Below are 19,207 nucleotides of genomic sequence, written 5' to 3' on the forward strand. Positions count from 1 at the left end.
GCAAGGGAAAAGATGACGATGACAATGCGGGCTGAGCGGATGCCATGAAGGTGAACACGCACGGCGCTCATTTCAATGGGGCAACGGCTCGATATGAGCAAGGGCTCAATGGGGGCAACCACGCAGAGTGGCAAGACACCCGTCAGAACCGCCAGACACGACACTTTCAAGGTGCAACGCCAAGGCCATCAATACCGGGCAGGCAAAGACAATAACCCGCCAGACTCCTGAAGAGACGCTCCCGGCGATGACGACCTGCATCACAATGACACACTCTGGGCGTGCAAGCGGGAACGGATGACACGCAGAGGACGTCAGGAAAGAAGCACGCTCAGCGCGAGCCGGCTTCCATCTCACGGCACTCTTCAAGGGTATTGAGATTGGCGAAGTCCTGCTCGCTGCCCGCCTGAACCTTGAGCCAGACGTGCTGATCGAACCAACGGTCGATCTTGCGCTCGCCAGCGGCCAGCGCCGCCTGCAGCGAGGGCAGCAAGCCACGATGCATGAGACAGATCACCGGATGGTAACGGAACTCGTCTGCCGCCACGGCCAGCAGCGCAGGCCCGGCATCAACCGCGTGACCGCCTTCGACAGTGAAGCCTTCCAGCCGGTCGCCGTTGGCATGGTCGATCAGCGCCACACTCAGCGTCTCGACCAGTTCATTGGGCAGGTGCGGCACATCACAGGCCACCATCATCACCCAGGGCGTCCGCGCTGCCGCCAGTGCACTGGCCATGCCCATCAGGGGGCCGTGGTAACCCTGCTCACTGTCTTTGACCAGCGGATGCCCATAGGCGGCATATTCGGCGTGCGAGCGGTTGGCATTGATCAGCAGCTCGCCCACCTGAGGGGTCAGGCGCGCCAGCACATGCGCCACCAGCGGCACCTCATTGAGCATGACCAGTCCCTTGTCGACACCACCCATGCGCCGCGCCTGGCCACCGGCCAGCACCACCCCGGTGATATTGGCGGGCGTGAGCGAGGCCTTGAGCTGCTCGGCATCGCTCGGCAGTGGCGTGGCGTCAGAGGTGTGATTGGAGCTCGGCATGAAGGCGTATCCCGGTCGAGTGCGCAAAGGCGCAGGTAATGTCATGCAGCAGGGCCGCTGGCAGGGCATCCAGTGCAAGCGGCTGATGAACAGGGCTTTCTCAGCCCTGAAGCTTGAGGTGCTTGCACTGAAGGCTCAGCCCATGAAGACGACTCAGCCCGCTGTGGGCTCAGTGTGCAGGCTGGCAGCGCTCAGCGTCCAGCGCGCACTCGAGCCCTGACTCAAGGCATTGTCCTGATGCGAGGACAGGATCACCGCACATCCCTGCTGGCACATCTGCTCCAGTCGCAGCGCCAACTGCTCGACGGCGGCCTGATCCAGATTGGCGGCAGGCTCATCCAGCAACAGCACTGGCGGACGCGACAACCAGGTGCGCGCCAATGCCAGGCGGGCACGCTCGCCACCCGACAGGGAGCGAGCGGGCTGACGGGCCTGATCGCTCAGCCCGCTCCAGCGCAGCATCTCCTCGACCTGATCACGTTGCTGGCCGGCAGAGCCGCTGTCGGGTTGCCAGCGAGCCGCCAGCACCAGATTGCCGGCAACACTGGTGTCGAACAGATACGGCTGCTGGTGCAGGTAGCGCACCGGATGAGCGTCACGGGTCTGCCATTCAAGCTTGCCGCCAGTCGCTGGCTGCATGCCGGCCAGCACGCGCAGCAGCGTGGTCTTGCCGCTGCCGTTGTCACCCTTGAGGTGCACCCAGCCGGACGTCGGGGTCGGCGCCCAATCCAGCGCCGCCACATGCCACAACAGGCGCCCTTGCGCCTCAACGCCCTCGCCGGATGCCTGCGCCGCAGGCGGCAAGCGATATTCGAGGCCGCGCACACGCAACAGAGGGGCAACGCTTGCGTCGGCAGCGAGTGCCTGGGCAGCAGGCGGCGCGGCTTGCGCGAAGCCAGTCCCCGCCACCGGGCAGGAGGGGTCGCCCGGGGGAACAGACGAGGACGAAGAACTAGGGGGGAACATCATGACTCCATACGACGATTCAGCCTGACGCGATCAGTGCTGGTGTGCTTGTCTCAACTGGCTGGCAGGCGGCTGGCAGGCTGCGGGAGCAGAACGTGACTGGCGGCGAGGCCGCGGGTCACGCCTGCACCACCAGCTGACCGCGACCGCGCAACAGCCCCAGCATCAGATTGAGCGCCAGTGCCAACACCAGCAATACCATGCCCAGGGCGACCCCCTGGGCATACTCGCCCTTGAGGGTTTCCAGCGCGATGGCCGTGGTGATATTGCGCGTGAAACCGGCAATGTTACCACCCACCATCATGGCGCAACCCACTTCAGCGATGATTCTACCAAACGCGGCCACCAACGCCGCCATCACGCCGAACCGGGCCTCCATCACCAGCCGCCACAGCGCCGCCCGGCGCGACGCCCCCAGCTGCAAGGCCGTCTCCCAGGCACGCTTGTCGACGCCCGCCAGCGCGGCATGCAGCATCACTACAAGAATCGGCAGGGCGAGCAGAATCTGCCCGATCACCATCGCCGGCTGAGTGAACAGCAGATGCCAGTCGCCCAGCGGACCAGCGCGCGACAGCAGGATGAACAGCAGCAGCCCCACCACCACGGTGGGGACGGCCATCAGGGTATTGATCAGCGAGATCAGCAGCCAGCGCCCCGGGAAGGCACAGCGAACCAGCACGAAGGCGATCAACAGTGCCGGTGGCACCGCGATCAACATCGCCATCAACGAGACACGAAACGACACGCCGATGATCTCCCACAGCGCGCCATCCATGCTCAGCAGGAGGCTCATGGCCTCCTGCGTGGTTTGCCACAAGCTCACGTACGCGGCTCAGCCTGTGCGCCCTGCGCCTTCACCGGCGTGCGCTCAGAGGCGCGGTCCGCTGTCTGGCGAGCATCGAAGCCGGTTTCGCCATGGCTGGCATGGAACAGCGCCTTGCCCTTGAGACGGTAATCATCGATTGCCTGCTGCCCTTCGCTGGAGATCAGCCATTCGGCAAGCTCACGCGCACCACGGGTATTGAGCCCGTCATGATTGGCCGGGTTGACCAGAATCACCTGATAGGGGTTGAAGAGGCGCGCATCGCCCTCGACCAGAATCTCAAGCTCGAGCTTGTCTTCCATCGCAAGCCAGGTGCCGCGATCGCTCAAGGTGTAATCCTGCAGTTCACTGGCCATGCTCAGCACCTTGCCCATGCCCTGGCCGACGGCCTTGTAGCCGGAGAAATCAGGGGTGACATCGGCACTCTGCCACAGGGCCAATTCCTTCTTGTGGGTGCCGGAATCATCGCCGCGCGAGATGAAGCCGGCATTGGCACCGGCGATCTTGCCCAGTGCCGCGTCCACATCCTGCATTCCGTCGATGGCCGCCGGGTCCGCCTCGGGGCCGAGCAGCACGAAGTCGTTGTACATCACGCCATGCGGTTCGACACCGTAGCCGGCATCGACGAACTTGCGCTCGGCGCCCGGGGCGTGGGTCATCACCAGATCCACATCGCCATCCTGGCCCATGCGCAATGCCTTGCCGGTACCGACCGCGATGACCTGAATGGTGACATCGTGAGCCTGTTCATACTCCGGCAGCAGGTGATCGAGCAGGCCTGAGTTGTAGGTGCTGGTCGTGGTGGCCAGACGGATGATGTCGTCGGCTGCCTGGGCCGGCAGAATGCTCAGCGCACCGAATGACAGGCCTGCGAGGGTGGCCAGCAGGCGACGAGAAGACAAGGTATGGCGTTGCGGCATGGGGTGCTCCCTGAATATTTTTTCTGGCGTGACGGTCTTGATGACATCAACGTGAATGCTGACTCTGCAAACGACATGCCGAAAGCGCTGTGGTAACGAAACGGACGATCCAATAAAGGCTTTCAAGGCTTTGCCAGACGGGGCTGATACATGGACTGGCACGCAAGATAGCCGGCGATGATACCGGAATCTTCTCCAGCGGGCAGACTTGCCGGCTCCCGCCTCCTGTCGTCCCTATCGTCCCTGACGCCCCTCTCATCCCTGACGCCCCTCTCGCCCTCTCGCCCTGCTGACGTCGCTATCCTAGTGGGGCGAATGACGCTGCTGAAATGGCACTGCCGGAATGGCCGAGAAAATACTGACAATAACTCCAGGCATGACCACCACTGACCCATGACGACCCGATTGACGATTCATCGCCGGGCCTTGCGTAGCGCAACGGGGCAGCCTGCCAACCCTGCGCGCCAGCGCCGCGTGCTGACAAGGCTGCAAGGCCCTGCCTGTGGCAAGCGTAAGCAGAAAGAGGCAGCAATGTGGCATCCAGCGCTAGATTACCAGTGAGCAGCACGCCACAATGCCCGCATGATAGAGATGATCTCCCCTGCGACCATTACTGCCCTGTTGACCCGAGGAACGCCATGACTGCCCACGCCCCCTCCACACCCCGTGAGACCCGGCGTAGCGGCAGCGACCCCCTCCCCACCGCCTCGGTACTGATCGTCGATGACGAGCCCGGCATGCGCCGCTATCTGGAGAAGGCACTGTCCTCGCGCTTCGCGCTGATCGAATGCGCCGACAGTGTCGAGCAGGCCGAAGCCCTGCGCTCGCGCCTGCATTTCGACCTCATCCTGCTCGATATTCGCCTGCCGGGGCGTGATGGCCTGGATTGGGATGAGGCGCTTGCGCCCTCTTCGGTCAGCGATGTCATCTTCATGACCGCCTACGCCGATCTCGAGACCGCTGTGCGCGCGCTGCGGGCCGGGGCCTGTGATTTCATCATCAAGCCGTTTCGTCTCGAACAGTTGCAGGCCGCGCTGGACCGCTGCCTTGAGCGCCGCCAGCTGACGCGGGAAAACTTCCTGCTCCGTCGCGACAATGCCCGCCATCAGCAGGAAGAAGCCAGCCTCAAGGGCGAGAGCCCTGCCATGCAGGAGCTGGCGCATATCATCGCGCGCGTTGCTCCCGCGCCCTCGCCGGTGCTGATTCTTGGGGAATCCGGCACCGGCAAGGAGCTGGCGGCGCGTGATCTGCATCGCCTGTCCGGTCGGCGCGGCGCCTTCGTCCCGGTCAACTGCGGTGCAATCAGCCCGGAGCTGTTGGAGAGCGAGCTGTTCGGCCACCTCAAGGGGGCCTTCACCGGCGCGCACCGTGGCCGTGATGGCCTGTTCAGCTTCGCCGATGGCGGCACGCTGTTCCTGGATGAAATCGGCGAGATGCCCCTGGCGATGCAGGCCAAGCTGTTGCGAGTGCTGGAAACGCGCCGCGTGCGCCCCGTCGGCGGTGAGCAGGAACAGGCGGTGGACGTGCGTATCGTGGCCGCCACCCATCGCACGCTGGAGACGGAGGTGGCCGCGGGCCGCTTCCGCGAAGACCTCTACTATCGCCTCAACGTGCTGAGCCTGACACTGCCGGCTCTGCGCGAGCGCCCGGAGGACATCCCGGCGCTCGCGCAGCATTTCTCGCGGCAGCTGTCGCGTGAGCTCAACCTCCCCGCCGTGCCCTGGCAGCATTCTGATCTCACTCGCCTGTGCCACTATTCCTGGCCCGGCAATGTGCGGGAACTCAAGAACGTCATCGAGCGCGCCTTGCTGCTCGGCCGCCTGCCCGGCGATACCCTGCCGGTCGACAGTCAGGCCGAACAGGCATCAAGCCACCCGGCATGGGATGACAGCGGAGACGCGACCACCTCCATCGAGGAAGAGGCCGCCAGCAGCGGCTATCCGCTCGAGTGGTCATTGGATGCGGTGGAAAAGGCCCATCTGTGCGCGGTACTGGAGCGACATGCCAACAACAAGTCCGCCGCCGCCCGCCAGCTGGGCATCTCGCGCAAGACACTGGATCGCAAACTGACCACCTGGCGCGCCGAGCAGCAAATCAGTGAGGACTGTGGCGCTGAGAATGCCACTGAGAGTGGCACTGAGATTGGTACTGAGATTGGTACTGAGAGCGGCGCCGAGAGCGATCAACCCGCCTCTTCCACTGCGTCTGCCGCTCCCTACGGAGCCGACGGCAGCGCATGATCAAGCGCCTGCGCCATTACTTCGCCGGTTCGCTGCGGCGCAGGCTGCTGCTGCTGACACTGGCGCCGCTGCTGGCGCTGATGCTGGCGCTGGTCGGCCTGACCGCCTACTGGACCACGGCCTATACCGACCGCCAGCTGTACATGAACGTGCGCAGCGACCTCGATGTCGCCAGCCGCACGCTGCAGAGCCAGCATCAGCGCCTGCGTGATGGCCTGGAGGCGATGCGTCGTAACCTGCGCCAGCTGGTGGCGCCCGATGAGCAGACCGCGCAGCTGTTGCCACGCCTGGTGCCGCGCCTGGATACCATGCGGGACACCCTCAATGCCGACTGGCTGCGCTGGCTGCCCACCGAGCAGTTGCGCCAGACGCCCGGCGTCGCCGCGCTGATTCCGCAACTGGCGCGCGGCGAAAGCCTGGATGGCCTCGACATGCTGTCCAGCGACTCACTGGCGACGCTGGATCCAGCCCTTGCCGAACGCGCGCGCCTTGCGCTGCGCCAGACGCCGTACGCACAACCCAGTGCCCGCCGCGAGGAAAACCGCGGCATGCTGCTGCGGGCGCTGGTGCCCATCCTCGATGGCGAGGGCAAGCTGCTGGGCGCGCTGGATGCGGGCCGCCTGCTCAACCGTGATCCGCGTCTGGTCGATGAGATCCGCGATCTGCTCTACGGCCCCGGCACCCTGCCGGAAGATGGCACCGGCACCATCACCCTGTTTCTCGATGATGTCCGCATCGCCACCAATGTCACCGACGCCAGCGGCGAGCGCGCGCTGGGCACGCGCGCCTCGCTGGAGGTGAAGCGTCAGGTGATCGGCAATGGCGAGCGCTATATCAATCGTGCCTTCGTGGTTCGTGACTGGTTCGTGGCCGCCTATGCCCCGCTGGATTCTCTGGATGGCCAGCGGATCGGCATGATCTACGCAGGCTACCCGCAGGCACCCTACGCGCGACTCTATCGCGAGACGCTGACGCATATCAGCCTGGTGCTGATCGCGGTCAGTCTGTTGGGGGTGCTGCTGGTGTGGAGCAGCATCGAGCGTCTGATGCAGCCAATCCGACAGATTCGCCGTGTGGTGCATGCGGTACGTGATACCCCGTCCCAGGAGGGCTTGCGCATAGGCCCGCTGTCCTCTCTGGGGCCGGCGCAGCGGCACGGTGATGAGCTGGATGAACTGGCCGAGGAATTCGACGCCATGCTGGCGCGACTGGAAGCGCACCGCCACGAGATACAGCTCGCGGCCCAGACGCTGGAAGCCCAGGTGGAGGATCGCACCCGCGATCTGAGCGCCCAGACCGCCACGCTGCGCGAACGCAGTCAGGCGCTGGAGGAGCACGTCCGCCTGCTGCGCGAAGCGCGTGCGCGCCTGCTGACCCGCGAGAAACTGGCGGCGCTGGGCGAGCTGACGGCGGGTATCGGCCACGAGATCAACAACCCCGCCGCGGTGATTCTCGGTCATGTCGAGTTGATCGAGGTGATACTCGGTGAACAGGCCGAGCCGGTGCGCGAGGAAATCGCCACCATCATCCATCAGGTCGAGCGCATTCGCGCGCTGGTCGACAACCTGCGTCAGTACGCGCGCGACCCGCTCGCCTCCAACGACATTGGCGACGGCAACTCACTGACGCCGTCACTCGGCGCGCCTCACCTCAGCCAGATTCATCCCGACGAGGCGATCCACAGTGTCGAGGTGCTGGTCAGGCACGCGCTGGATCATCACGGCCATCAATTGCAGCATGAGCTGGCGGCGACCCGCTTGATCGAGGCCGATCGCGCGCAACTGACCCAGGTGCTGGTCAATCTGCTGATCAACGCCATCGAGATGGCGCCTGCGCCGGATACGCTGTGCATCACCAGCCGTGATCGTGATGCGGCGCTGGCCGTAATGAACGGCAAGCCAAACAGCCGTCCGGATACGTCAGCCTCAATGCCAGCGCCAGCCTCAGTGCCAACGTCGGCAACGGAGCTCGCCCCCGTGGCGGGAGTCGAGATACGCGTCATCGATCACGGCGCTGGCGTGCCCGAGCACCTCAAGTCGCGCATCTTCACGCCCTTCTTCACCACGCGCGCCAATGGCTCGGGCATCGGGCTGTCGGTCTCATCCGGGTTGATCACCCAGCTGGGGGGCAGGCTATGGCTGGAAGATACCCCCGGTGGCGGCGCCACCTTCTGCCTGTGGCTGCCGTGCATCGCACGCCGGCATCACGAGGATGATCAAGGGCGCCATCTGCTCGAGACGCTCAGCGCCGGGGGCAGCAGTCGCTCGCCTTGAGCCACACGCAACAAATGAGCTCATCTGGGCGCGGCGAGGCGCACTGCCACGCACTCCCACCCGCGTGCTAGCCTGCGCGCATGCTCACTCAATCAGGCACCACTGATGTCGCACGATAGCTCCCGTACTGCCCCCGAACCTCTCACTGCCGGCAAGGCAGCGCAGACCACTGACGGCCAGGAAATGGCAGACGAGGAAATGGCAGCGTCTCGCACGCTGGGCAAGCGGCTGCGCGAACTGCGCACGCGTCATGGCCTCTCGCAGCGCGAGCTGGCCAAGCGCGCCCAGGTGACCAATTCGACCATCTCGCAGGTCGAGCAGGACGCGGTCAGTCCCTCCGTCAGCTCACTCAACAAGATTCTCGAGGTATTCCCGATCTCGCTGAGCGATTTCTTCAGCGACGAGGCGCCCACCGCACCGCCGCGCATCCTGCGTGCCAGCGAGCATGAGCCGATTGCGGGCTGTGGGCCGGGTCTCACGCTGCGGCGCATTGACCAATCCCGGCAGACATCGCCACTGCCCCAGATCGAACTGGGCAGCCTCGCACCGGAGTGCAGCGCCTATCTGCAGGCCGCGCATGACAGCCTGGTGCTGGTGACGCACGGCGCACTGTGTATCGAGTTCCCCGCGACGGCGGCCTGCCAGGAGGCACTTCTCGAATGCGGTGATGCTGCGCGCCTACATGCCGGGGAGCGCTATCAACTGCACTGGCGCAAGCCTGAGGCGTCACAAGCCGCCAGCGGAGAGCTCGTGCCCTCTGAAGCCGCAAGCCATGAACTCGCAAACAGTGAAGTCACCCACCACGGGGCCTCCGGCGCTGCCGAGGCCCCAGACTGCCAGTGGCTATGCATCGCACAGAGTCGCTAGTCAGGCATTCGCTCGAGAGCTGCTCGGCCCTGCCAGCTCAACCCTGGCCAGCTCGGTCAAGTTGGCGTAAAGCGCGTCGCTAGCCTCTTGCAGCGCGGGAGTGAGGCTGGCCCGCAGCATCAGGCGACTGCTCGCGCGCCTCATCCCAGGGGTCATTGGTGGCCGGCTCGGCCAGGAAACGCTCCACCATGGTGTGCGGGCAGAAATCTGCCAACCATTCCTCGCGAATCGGATAGCCCTCCTCTGCCAACAACTCGTTCATGCGTCGCGCGAGGCCTTCGGCGGAATGCGGCGCGATGGCGTGTTCCAGCTCGCCCTTGAGGATCTCGCGTATTCCACCACGGCAATCCACCGAGACTACCGGTGTGCCGCAGGCCAGCGCCTCCATCAGCACGATACCCATGCCCTCGACACGCGAGCTGAGCACGAACAGCCTGGCGGCACGCATCCAGGCATAGGGGTTGTCGCGCTGACCGGCGAAGATCACCCGCTCGGCGATGCCAAGCCTTTCAGCCTGGGCTTCCAGGGCTTCACGGCAATTGCCTGCCCCCACGATCACCAGCGGCTCCTTCGGATTGGCCAGGGCATAAGCCTCGAGCAACAGGGCGTGGTCCTTCTGCGGCACCAGACGCGCCACATTGAGAATGAAGGGCTCAGCGGGGATATCCGGCTCATCCATGGCGGCCTGCTCGCGGATCCGGGTGATCGGACAGGCATTGACGATCGTCTCGATATGCGCCGGCGTCACCCCATGCTGGCGAGCAATGTCACGTGCCCCTTGCGCCACATCCTCGGACACCGCCACCAGATGCTTGTCCTCCAGCAGACAGCGGGCAAACATGCGCTGCTTCCACTGCGGGCCGGTAAAGTTGACGCGATTTTCCAGCACGTAACGTGCACGGGAATCCTTGAAGCCCCACACCTGCTCGAAGGTTCCCAGGCCACGGAAGATGATGCGGTCAACCTTGCCGTATTTCTGCTCGAATTCCTTGAGCCAAACGGCGAATTCCTCGCCACCGGCCTTGCCGACCCACACGAAATTGGAGCGGCGGATGACGGGATTGAGCACCAGACGTGACGCCAGTGTCGTCAGGGCGCCGCCGACGGAACGCTGGACGCGCTGCTGAATCGGCACGATGTGCTGCTGGACGCTGGCATCCTGCGGTTCAAGCACCTGATCACGACCGCGCCAGATGACCATATGCGTCTCGTGGTCATTCGCGGCCAGACTGTCGGCAAGATTGACCGCCACTCGCTCCATGCCGCCCATTTTCAGGCTTCTCACTACGACCAGGGTACGCAAGCATCACTCCTTCGAATGTCCGCCAGTACCGCTTTGTGTCGCGTGAAAGACATGCGAAAACGATAGCTGGCGTCTGGTGGGAAAACGAAAAATGCAACTCACATGTGCCAGTCACTCAGCACAGGAGAGTTGCATTTATCTGAACCGTCATTCGCGGAAATGTTCCCTGCGACCACTCATCAAATGGTAATCATTCTCCCTCTTTCGCCGGCGGCAGAATCAGGTTGAGCACGATGCCCAGAATGGCGGCCAGGCTCACGCCCTGCAGCGTGAATTGACCACCACCGACCTGCATGCCACCGATCCCGAACACCAGGATCAAGGAGGCGATCACCAGATTGCGCGGTGCGGTCAGTGAATCCCCCGCGCGCACCAGCGTGTTCATGCCGACCACCGCGATCGAACCGAACAGCAAGCACATGATGCCGCCCATCACCGGCGTGGGGATCGTCTGCAGCACGGCGCCGACCTTGCCGATGAAGGCCAGCGAGATCGCGACACAGGCCGCGACCGTCATTACGCGCGGATTGAAATTGCGGGTCAGCATCACCGCACCGGTCACTTCGGAATAGGTGGTATTGGGCGGACCACCGAACAGTGACGCTGCCGACGTCGCCAGGCCGTCACCGAGCAGCGTGCGATGCAGCCCCGGCTTCTTCAGGTAGTCGCGCCGTGTCACCGAGCCGATCGCCACCATGTCGCCGATGTGCTCGACGGCAGGCGCGATGGCGACGGGAATCATGAACAGAATGGCGGAAAATTCGAAGGTCGGCGCAGTGAAGCTTGGCAGCGCCAGCCACTCAGCGGCATGCACCGGCGAGAGGTCGATCACCCCCATCACCAGCCCCAGCCCATACCCCGTCAGGATACCGCCGAGGATCGGCACCAGGCGCAACATGCCACGCCCGAATATCGATAGCACCAGCGTTACGCCAAGACTGGCCAATGACAACGTCAGCGCCTGTGCATGCGAGATGTTGTCGCTGAATTCGCCGGTGGCCATCTGCACTGCCGTCGGTGCCAGCGCCAGACCGATGACCATGATCACCGGACCGACCACGACGGCCGGCAGCAGGCGATGCACGATGCCGACACCCTTGAGGCGAATGCATTGCGCCAGCAATACATAGACCAGGCCCGCGACGAACAAGCCGCCCATGGTGGCAGGAATGCCGAAGTTCGCGACCGAGCTCTGGATGGGCGCAATGAAGGCAAACGATGAGGCGAGGAAGACCGGCACGCTGGCCTTGGTCACGCACTGGAAGACCAGGGTGCCGACACCGGCCGTGAACAGGGCGATGTTGGGATCAAGCCCGGTCAGCAGCGGGACCAGCACCAGCGCACCAAAGGCGACGAACAGCATCTGCGCGCCGGTGACGAGAGTCGTCAGCGAGAACCCTTCCTGTTCCGGCAAGGGCACATGGGCAGACGACGCATGGGGAGAGGAGGTATCAGAGGACGGTGATGAAGACGACATGGCAGCACTTCTTTTCACGGGCGGAGGAGTCAACCGCCTGATCCTGACTGCTCAGACAGGTCAGACAGATACAAAAACGCCCCGCGCAGATGCGCAGGGCGTTGTCATCTCTGGCGGGCGCTTAGCGCGTGCCGAAGATCTTGTCGCCGGCATCGCCGAGACCCGGCACGATGTAACCGTTCTCGTCGAGGCGGTCATCGACGGAGGCGGTGTAGATCTCGATGTCCGGGTAGGATTCCTGCACCTTGGCGATCCCCTCAGGCGCCGCGACCAGCACGATGACCTTGATCTGCTGGCAGCCCTTGGCCTTGAGCATGTCCAGTGTGGCGATCATGGAGCCGCCGGTCGCCAGCATCGGGTCGATCACGATGGCCAGACGCTCGTCGAGATCTGACACGAACTTCTCGAAATACGGTACCGGCTCCAGCGTCTCTTCATCACGGTACAGACCCACGACGCTGATGCGTGCCGGGGGAATCAGGTCCGTCACGCCATCCAGCATGCCCAGGCCGGCGCGCAGGATCGGGACGATGGTCACTTTCTTGCCCTTGATGGTCTGGACATCCAGCTCGTTGCCGCTCCAGGCATCAATGGTGGTAGTTTCCAGCTCCAGGTCCTGGGTTGCCTCATAGGTCAACAGCTTGGCGACCTCACTGGCCAGCTCACGGAAGCTCTTGGTGCTGATGCCTGCTGCACGCATCAGGCCAAGCTTGTGCTGGACCAGTGGATGATTGATGGCATGGACGCTCATGGAAATACCTCTTGGGACAGAAGATGGTGCAAACGATACGCAGCACTACCCCCGCCGGCTCGGACGATAGCAGCGGGGAGGCTGGTAAATTGAGCGCATTCTAGCGGAAGCAGGCTTACAAGTTAAGTACCACCACCCTGTCCCCCCTTACCTTTAGCCACAAGGGCTAAGCCTCCGTGCCAGCAACACAATCCTCGCCCTGAGCAGGTATCCAGAGTTGTTTTCGTAACCGAACAGTAACTATTCATGGAGATAACCTTACAGCATTGCTTAGAAAGCACACAAACATTATCATATGTAAATATCAAAAGTATTTTACACGAGAGAAATTAATGCTACCTATATTTATATCATGCGATGAAAATTACTCCGCACATCTTGCTACCACTATCATATCGGCAATCATCAATTGTAAAGAGCCTGAAAAGCTCAAATTTATCATTGGTGACGCTGGGCTCAAAGCAGACACAAGATCAACATTGACATCCATGATAGAAAAATATGGATCTCATGTGGCATTTGTTTATCTAGACGACAGTAAATTTAGTGGCCTAAAAATAAAGCGCTACGGCAAGTCAATTTACTTCAGATTCTACCTTGATGAATTGCTTGATGATGAAGAACTAGTTCTATGTTTGGATTGTGACACTGTTGTCGTCGGCGATTTATTAGATATATATGGGGAAACCAGTGGGGAAAGTTTCACAATTGCTGCTGTGGAAAATATCGGTAGATCTCCATATAGTCGCCTTGGTTTGAAAAAAGGTGATTACTTCAACTGTGGATTAATGCTTATCAATATGAAGCAGTGGAAAGAAGAAAAAATAGGAAAGAGAGGGCTGGAGTTTTTATTAGCTCACCCTGAATTGTGTGCACATAATGAACAATGCGCAATTAACAAAGTCGCCCAAGGGGAATGGTATCGCCTTCCATTAACATGGAATGCTCAACGACCTGCCTATAAAATTTTAGAAAAGCGTATGAACGAACAGCATAGGGATAAAAATGAATTCTTGAAGTCAATTCAGGAACCGATCATGGTTCACTATATGGGAAAAAACAGTAAACCATGGGATGCTCATAGCTTGCATCCATTAAAAGCATTATATACTATTTATCGTCGCAAAACCCCATGGCCAGTTAAAACCCAGAAAACTGCATTACATAGAAGAATAAGATTCTATGCATCAGTACAGAAAATTTTTCTCTACGAAAAGAGGAAAAGAATGAGCAAACAATTGATCGACATACACAAAAACGCCTGACCTTGGTTGGCGCAAAACTAACGCGCCAACCATGGTTATAACCTAACACATATACCAATACGCAATCATAAAAATATATACAATACGTATATTTGGGGGCGTCACTTATACCTCATACTTCCACCCCACTATACTCACAACTAAAAACTACTCTATGCAAAAACCATGAAACCACTTATAGAGCATTGTAATTTCATCACTTTGCAGGCAAAGTCGTATATTCTCAACTAAAATGCTGATGCCCAAAGCACAGCACCAAACACTTAATATGAATGCGCGGTCGAAAAAGATGATCATAAAAAGCTTGGTAAAACATAAAGTCACACGAAGCAAGTACGTAGAGCATTATATAAAGAGAGGCTATAATGCATTGCCATCATATTTCTCGAAACCCTTAGAAACCGATACATTATTCACCTTCATTGTCGGATGCGGCCATAGCGGAACAACGCTAATGGCCGCAAAGCTGAGCAACCATACAGATATCCTCGGGATTGGTAGAGAAACTGGCGTATTATCTCAAGGACGTCATTCACTTTCATCAATCAAGGCTATTCTACGTGAATGGAATTATTTTGCTGAATCATATGGCCAAAGCTGCGTTTTGGAAAAAACACCAAAGCACATATATTCTTATGAGCGTGTACAAAAGGTATTAACAAACAATAAATTCATTGTCATGACACGAAACCCTCTGGATACGATAGCTTCTCTGTATAAACGCTTTGGAGATATAGAATACTGCATCGACAGATGGAATTATGATAACTCCAAAGCTCTGGAGCTACAAAATAAAAAAAATGTGCTATTCGTAAAATATGAGGAGCTCACAGAGGAACCAGAAAAAGTACTCAAGGCTGCGCTAAACTTTTTGGGCTATATTTATGATAATAGCATTCTAGAACCCAAAGACACTATATACAGTAAAACCTCTCAAAAAAGAAACATGAAAGTGCGCGAAGAGCAAGTAAGCCAATCGATCAAACCAAATAAAGATGGATGGAAGAAAATATTCAACAAAGAGCAATCTACCTACATCATGTCAAGAGTGAGAGAAGTTTCAAGCAAACTAGGATACTCAGCATAACCTCAATTAATCGATATATTTACCCCGGATTATCAGAGTCTATAGACTTATATCCGGGATAATAAAACAGAAAGATCACCGTACATTTACAGCCATCGCATACACAGGGTACGCCAGATGTCTCTTTTTATTGCACTAGGCTGTTTCGAGAAATTATTATCCCAATAACGCTTATCTTTAACACTAGCCCCTCCTTTCCTCTTGACACGATTCTCAACGATATCGCTTTTCATCTCATCTTCTGGCTGTTGAGCCGAAAGCATTGGATAAACCGAATAAGACTTCACTACATTACAATAATGCGTATCAATCGGAGTGCCAGCAAACTTTTGTCTTACCAAATTCTTGCACCCTTGTCGTGAAAGTACATATGCGTGAGTGCCTGTTAGTCGCGCACGTACAATATTAGGAAAGGGGATCAACCACATACGCCCCAGCATGCCTCCGAGATATAAAATCTCAGGCTTCTTGAGTTTTAAAAAAGTATTAGCTCGTCGTATCACTTCATGTTTAAAGTTTAGTAACGTCGCATCATCTTCCAAAATCAAGACTCTTTCATAACCTCGCTCGATAGCCATGGCCGCACAAGCTTGGTGTGACTCATAGCAACCTCGCTCAGGATCTTCAGAGTCGCGTTCAGCAAGGTAGAACTCTATATCAAGGCCTAATGGCGCAAACTCTTCAAGCAGCATTTGACGTCGATCTTTTCGCTCGACAAGACTGATGCAGAAAACTCCATCGACTTCCAATGTAGACATGGTCTGCTCCGTCCGTGATGACGTTCTAGGGATGTTATTTACTCACTGGAAGGCAACTGCCAGTCGATCGGCTTTTTCCCACGCGCTTCCAGCCAGGCGTTAGCTTGAGAGAAGTGGCGAGAGCCGAAGAAACCGCGGTGCGCTGCGAGGGGAGACGGGTGCGGCGCATGGAGCACCAGGTGCTTCCGGGTGTCCACAGCGCGGGCCTTCTTCTGGGCATGACTGCCCCAGAGCAGGAAGACGACACCCTGACAGTGCTGATTGATCACGTCGATGGCGCGGTCGGTGAATTGCTCCCACCCCTGCTTCTGATGCGAGGCGGCCTTGCCCTGCTCGACGGTCAGCACGCTGTTGAGTAGCAAGACGCCCTGCTTCGCCCAGCTTTCAAGGAAGCCGTGATCGACGGGTTCGACGCCGACATCGGTGGCCAGTTCCTTGTAGATGTTCTTCAGCGAAGGCGGCGGGCGTACGCCGGGGCGTACCGAGAAGCACAGTCCATGCGCCTGGCCCGGGCCGTGATACGGGTCCTGCCCGAGGATCACGACCTTGACGTTGGAGAGCGGCGTCAGCCAGAAGGCACGGAACCAGTCATCGGAGTGCGGATAGATGACCTTGCCGGCATCTTTCTCGGCGCGCAGAAAGTCGCGCAGATGCTGCATGTAGTCAGCCTGAAACTCTTGGCCAAGATGCGCCTGCCAATCGGCAGGCAACACCTCGGAGCGGCCAGTCGCGGCAGTCTCCAACGGCATGTCAGCTATCGCTCTCTTGCTTCTTGAGCTGCTCGGCGATCGGCTCGACGTAGGCGATACCCATGTCCCACGGGAACTGGATCCAGCAGTTCTGCGGCACTTCGGTGATGAAACCATCGACCAGCGGACGCCCTTCCGGCTTTGCATAGACGGTCACGAAGTGCGCCTTGGGCAGCATGTCACGCACCGCACGTGCGGTGTTGCCGGTGTCGACCAGATCATCGACCAGCAGCCAGCCGTCACCGTCGTGGTCGACGCCCTTGACCACTTCCAGACCACCCTGCTCCATGTGGTCGTGATAGCTCTTGATGCACACGGTATCGATGTGGCGGATACCCAGCTCGCGGGCGATCAGGCCAGCCGGAATCAGGCCACCGCGGGTGATGGCGATGATGCCCTTGAAATCGCGACCGCTGAGGTCGTGGCATAGCGCGCGCACATCACGGTGCAGCTGGTCCCAGGAGACGATGAAGTGGTCGTGGTAGCGTTCGGAAGACATGTGGGTCACTCGCAATGACGAAACAGAAGGAAAGCATGGTGGCTGGCGCGCCACCGCACAAGGGGAAGATCCACTCAGCCACGCTAGAGCGCGGACAAGGGCCTCAGATTCGCTGCCCGCAGCAACGACGATGGCCCTGCCAGAAGACAGGGCCATCGCGTCAAGCCGGCATTACTCGGATTCGGTGAAGCTGCACGCCGCGAAGACACTGTGGCCTTCTTCACGAATGCGCGCGGAGCCGCCGATTTCCGGCAGATCGATGATGGCTGCCGTCTCGACGACCACACCACCGGTGCGCTCGATCAGCTTGCAGGCCGCCAGCATGGTGCCGCCAGTGGCGATCAGGTCATCCATCACCAAGATGCGATCGCCTTCACGGAAGGCATCGGAGTGCAGCTCGACGGTGGACTCACCGTATTCCAGCGAGTAAGTCTCGCTGATGGTCTTGAACGGCAGCTTGCCCTTCTTGCGCACCGGCACGAAGCTGCAGCCCAGCTCGTAGGCCAGCGGAGCACCGATGATGAAGCCACGCGCATCGATGGCGGCGATGGCGTCGATTTCCATCTCCTGATAGCGGTGCACGAAGGAGTCGATCAGCTTGCGGAACGCGGCGGAGTTCTGCAGCACCGGCGTGATGTCACGGAAGTTGACGCCTTCCTGGGGCCAGTCCGGCACGGTGCGGATGACAGACTTGATGTAGTCGCTGTAGATGCTCATTAGAGGGCTCCGTCGAGGAACAGGTATTTGCAGGCGAACAGGATGGCGAGAATCACCAGCCCCGGGCTCAGATCACGATAACGGCCGGAGAACAGCTTGATCACGGCGTAGCTGATGAAGCCCAGCGCGATCCCGTTGGCAATCGAGTAGGTCAGCGGCATCACCAGGGTGGCGATCACCACCGGTGCCGCTTCAGTAATGTCGTTCCAGTCGATGCGTGCCAGGCCGCCCGTCATCAGGCAGGCGACATACAACAGCGCACCGGCAGTGGCGAAGGCCGGAATCGAGGTCGCCAGCGGCGACAGGAACAGGCTGACGAGGAACAGGCCGGCAACGACGACGGCCGTCAGGCCGGTACGTCCGCCGGCGGCCACGCCGGTGGCGGATTCGATGTAGCTGGTCACGTTCGAGGTGCCCATGACAGAGCCGACCATGGTGGCACTGGAGTCTGCCATCAAGGCCCGTCCCAGGCGCGGCAGATGGCCACGTTCATTGGTCAGGCCAGCCTGCTGGGAGACGGCGATCAGCGTGCCCGAGGTGTCGAACAGATCGACGAACAGGAAGGCGAAGATGATCGACACCATGCCCAGATTGAAGGCGCCGGCGATATCGAGCTCCGCCAATGTCGGCAGCATGCTCGGCGGCATCGAGGCAAAGCCGTGGAAGTCGTTGTTGCCGGTCAGGGTCGCCAGCAGCGTGACGAGCAGTATGCCGATCATCACCGCACCGATCACCTTCCGATACGACAGCGCGACGATCAAAAAGAACGAGAGCAGTGCATACATGGCCGCCGGCGAGGATAGATCGCCCAGCGTGACCAGCGTGCCGGGGGCGTCGACGACGATGCCGCTGCCCTGCAGGGCGATGATCGCCATGAACAGGCCGATGCCCGCGGCGATGCCGGTCTTCAGCGAGGTGGGAATGGCATTGATGATCCACTCGCGAATCTTGAAGGCGGAGAGCAGGAAGAAGCTCACCCCGGACAGGAAGACCGCGCCCAGCGCGACCTGCCAGGGCACGCCCATCTGACCGGCGACCGTATAGGTGAAGAAGGCCGTCAGTCCCATGCCCGGTGCCAGCGCGATCGGGTAGTTGGCGTAAAGGCCCATGATCAGACAGCCGATGGCGGCCGCCAGACAGGTCGCGACGAACACGGCGCCGTGATCCATGCCGGTGGAGGCCAGCATCGAGGGAGCCACGAAGATGATATAGGCCATCGCGAGGAAGGAGGTAAATCCTGCGATGACTTCGGTACGCACATTGGTACCGTGCTCGGAGAGCTTGAAAAGACGTTCCAGCATTGAGGTAGCCCCTATCCTTGAGCAGTGCCTGTCCGGCAAGGCGCAGTGGTCGGTGATTGTCAGAATCAGCAGATCAAGACGAACTCGCTCGGACAGGTGTGCCGCACAGGGCGTCGGATGAAGCTTTTCCCCTGTTCAGCCTGCCTGAACCACGATGCCCCGC

16 protein-coding genes and 1 pseudogene are annotated in these 19,207 nt (G+C 59.9%); 5 read left to right on the forward strand and 12 right to left on the reverse strand.

The genetic code is table 11. The annotated features are described in order from the left end of the window. Positions 1-331: 331 nt before the first annotated feature. The 4 genes from mobA to QD208_RS05315 form a co-directional block, all read right to left on the reverse strand. Positions 332-1,048: a molybdenum cofactor guanylyltransferase gene (gene mobA, locus QD208_RS05300; protein WP_279836032.1), complete on the reverse strand. Its 717-nt coding sequence runs from the start codon at positions 1,046-1,048 to the stop codon at positions 332-334. 153 nt (positions 1,049-1,201) lie between these two features. Then, the gene (locus tag QD208_RS05305; protein ID WP_279836034.1) at positions 1,202-2,014 is read right to left on the reverse strand and encodes an ATP-binding cassette domain-containing protein; all 813 of its coding nucleotides are present in this window, start codon (positions 2,012-2,014) and stop codon (positions 1,202-1,204) included. Positions 2,015-2,132: 118 nt separating this feature from the next. Beyond that, entirely contained in the window at positions 2,133-2,807 is a 675-nt protein-coding gene (locus QD208_RS05310; protein WP_199852303.1) for an ABC transporter permease, read from the reverse strand. Between the two features lie 26 nt (positions 2,808-2,833). Further along, a complete protein-coding gene (locus QD208_RS05315) occupies positions 2,834-3,757 on the reverse strand; it encodes a substrate-binding domain-containing protein (protein WP_279836036.1) in 924 nt (307 codons plus the stop codon). Between the two features lie 638 nt (positions 3,758-4,395). Between QD208_RS05315 and QD208_RS05320 the strand changes: the two genes are divergently transcribed. The 3 genes and pseudogenes from QD208_RS05320 to QD208_RS17660 all read left to right on the forward strand — a co-directional run. Further along, positions 4,396-5,997 (forward strand): sigma-54 dependent transcriptional regulator, encoded by a 1,602-nt coding sequence (locus QD208_RS05320; RefSeq protein ID WP_279836039.1) that lies wholly within the window; start codon positions 4,396-4,398, stop codon positions 5,995-5,997. Then, positions 5,994-8,270: a cache domain-containing protein gene (locus QD208_RS05325; RefSeq protein WP_279836040.1), complete on the forward strand. Its 2,277-nt coding sequence runs from the start codon at positions 5,994-5,996 to the stop codon at positions 8,268-8,270. Before QD208_RS05320 ends, QD208_RS05325 begins: the two co-directional genes overlap by 4 nt. A gap of 198 nt (positions 8,271-8,468) precedes the next feature. Then, positions 8,469-8,675 (forward strand): annotated as a pseudogene (locus QD208_RS17660) (helix-turn-helix domain-containing protein); the annotation flags it as partial. A 541-nt stretch (positions 8,676-9,216) separates the two neighbouring features. Here QD208_RS17660 and QD208_RS05335 read toward each other — a convergent pair. The 3 genes from QD208_RS05335 to upp all read right to left on the reverse strand — a co-directional run bounded on the left by QD208_RS05335 (position 9,217) and on the right by upp (position 12,668). Further along, entirely contained in the window at positions 9,217-10,440 is a 1,224-nt protein-coding gene (locus QD208_RS05335; protein ID WP_279836043.1) for a glycosyltransferase, read from the reverse strand. 190 nt (positions 10,441-10,630) lie between these two features. Continuing rightward, entirely contained in the window at positions 10,631-11,917 is a 1,287-nt protein-coding gene (locus QD208_RS05340; protein ID WP_279836045.1) for a uracil-xanthine permease family protein, read from the reverse strand. Positions 11,918-12,038: 121 nt separating this feature from the next. Then, entirely contained in the window at positions 12,039-12,668 is a 630-nt protein-coding gene (gene upp / locus QD208_RS05345; protein ID WP_043335602.1) for a uracil phosphoribosyltransferase, read from the reverse strand. A 332-nt stretch (positions 12,669-13,000) separates the two neighbouring features. Here upp and QD208_RS05350 point away from each other — a divergent pair, with 332 nt between their 5' ends. Together QD208_RS05350 and QD208_RS05355 are read left to right on the forward strand one after the other, a co-directional pair. Beyond that, positions 13,001-13,933: a glycosyltransferase family 8 protein gene (locus QD208_RS05350; RefSeq protein WP_279836046.1), complete on the forward strand. Its 933-nt coding sequence runs from the start codon at positions 13,001-13,003 to the stop codon at positions 13,931-13,933. 289 nt (positions 13,934-14,222) lie between these two features. Beyond that, a complete protein-coding gene (locus QD208_RS05355) occupies positions 14,223-15,020 on the forward strand; it encodes a sulfotransferase (RefSeq protein ID WP_279836204.1) in 798 nt (265 codons plus the stop codon). Positions 15,021-15,106: 86 nt separating this feature from the next. Here QD208_RS05355 and QD208_RS05360 read toward each other — a convergent pair whose 3' ends face one another. The 5 genes from QD208_RS05360 to QD208_RS05380 form a co-directional block, all read right to left on the reverse strand. After that, complete coding sequence (locus tag QD208_RS05360) at positions 15,107-15,778, reverse strand: glycosyltransferase family 25 protein (protein WP_279836047.1); 672 nt, start codon at positions 15,776-15,778, stop codon at positions 15,107-15,109. A 38-nt stretch (positions 15,779-15,816) separates the two neighbouring features. After that, on the reverse strand, positions 15,817-16,527 hold the full coding sequence (gene ung, locus QD208_RS05365) for a uracil-DNA glycosylase (protein WP_279836049.1): 711 nt from the start codon (positions 16,525-16,527) through the stop codon (positions 15,817-15,819). Between the two features lies 1 nt (position 16,528). Then, entirely contained in the window at positions 16,529-17,026 is a 498-nt protein-coding gene (gene gpt, locus QD208_RS05370) for a xanthine phosphoribosyltransferase (RefSeq protein ID WP_043335607.1), read from the reverse strand. A 171-nt stretch (positions 17,027-17,197) separates the two neighbouring features. Next, positions 17,198-17,743 carry an adenine phosphoribosyltransferase gene (locus QD208_RS05375; protein WP_043335609.1) on the reverse strand — a complete coding sequence of 182 codons (546 nt, stop codon included), beginning with the start codon at positions 17,741-17,743 and terminating at the stop codon, positions 17,198-17,200. Further along, on the reverse strand, positions 17,743-19,044 hold the full coding sequence (locus QD208_RS05380) for an NCS2 family permease (protein WP_279836051.1): 1,302 nt from the start codon (positions 19,042-19,044) through the stop codon (positions 17,743-17,745). Before QD208_RS05380 ends, QD208_RS05375 begins: the two co-directional genes overlap by 1 nt. Between the last annotated feature and the right edge of the window lie 163 nt (positions 19,045-19,207).

The sequence above is a fragment of the Cobetia sp. 29-18-1 genome (genome assembly GCF_029846405.1).
GTDB lineage: Bacteria > Pseudomonadota > Gammaproteobacteria > Pseudomonadales > Halomonadaceae > Cobetia > Cobetia amphilecti.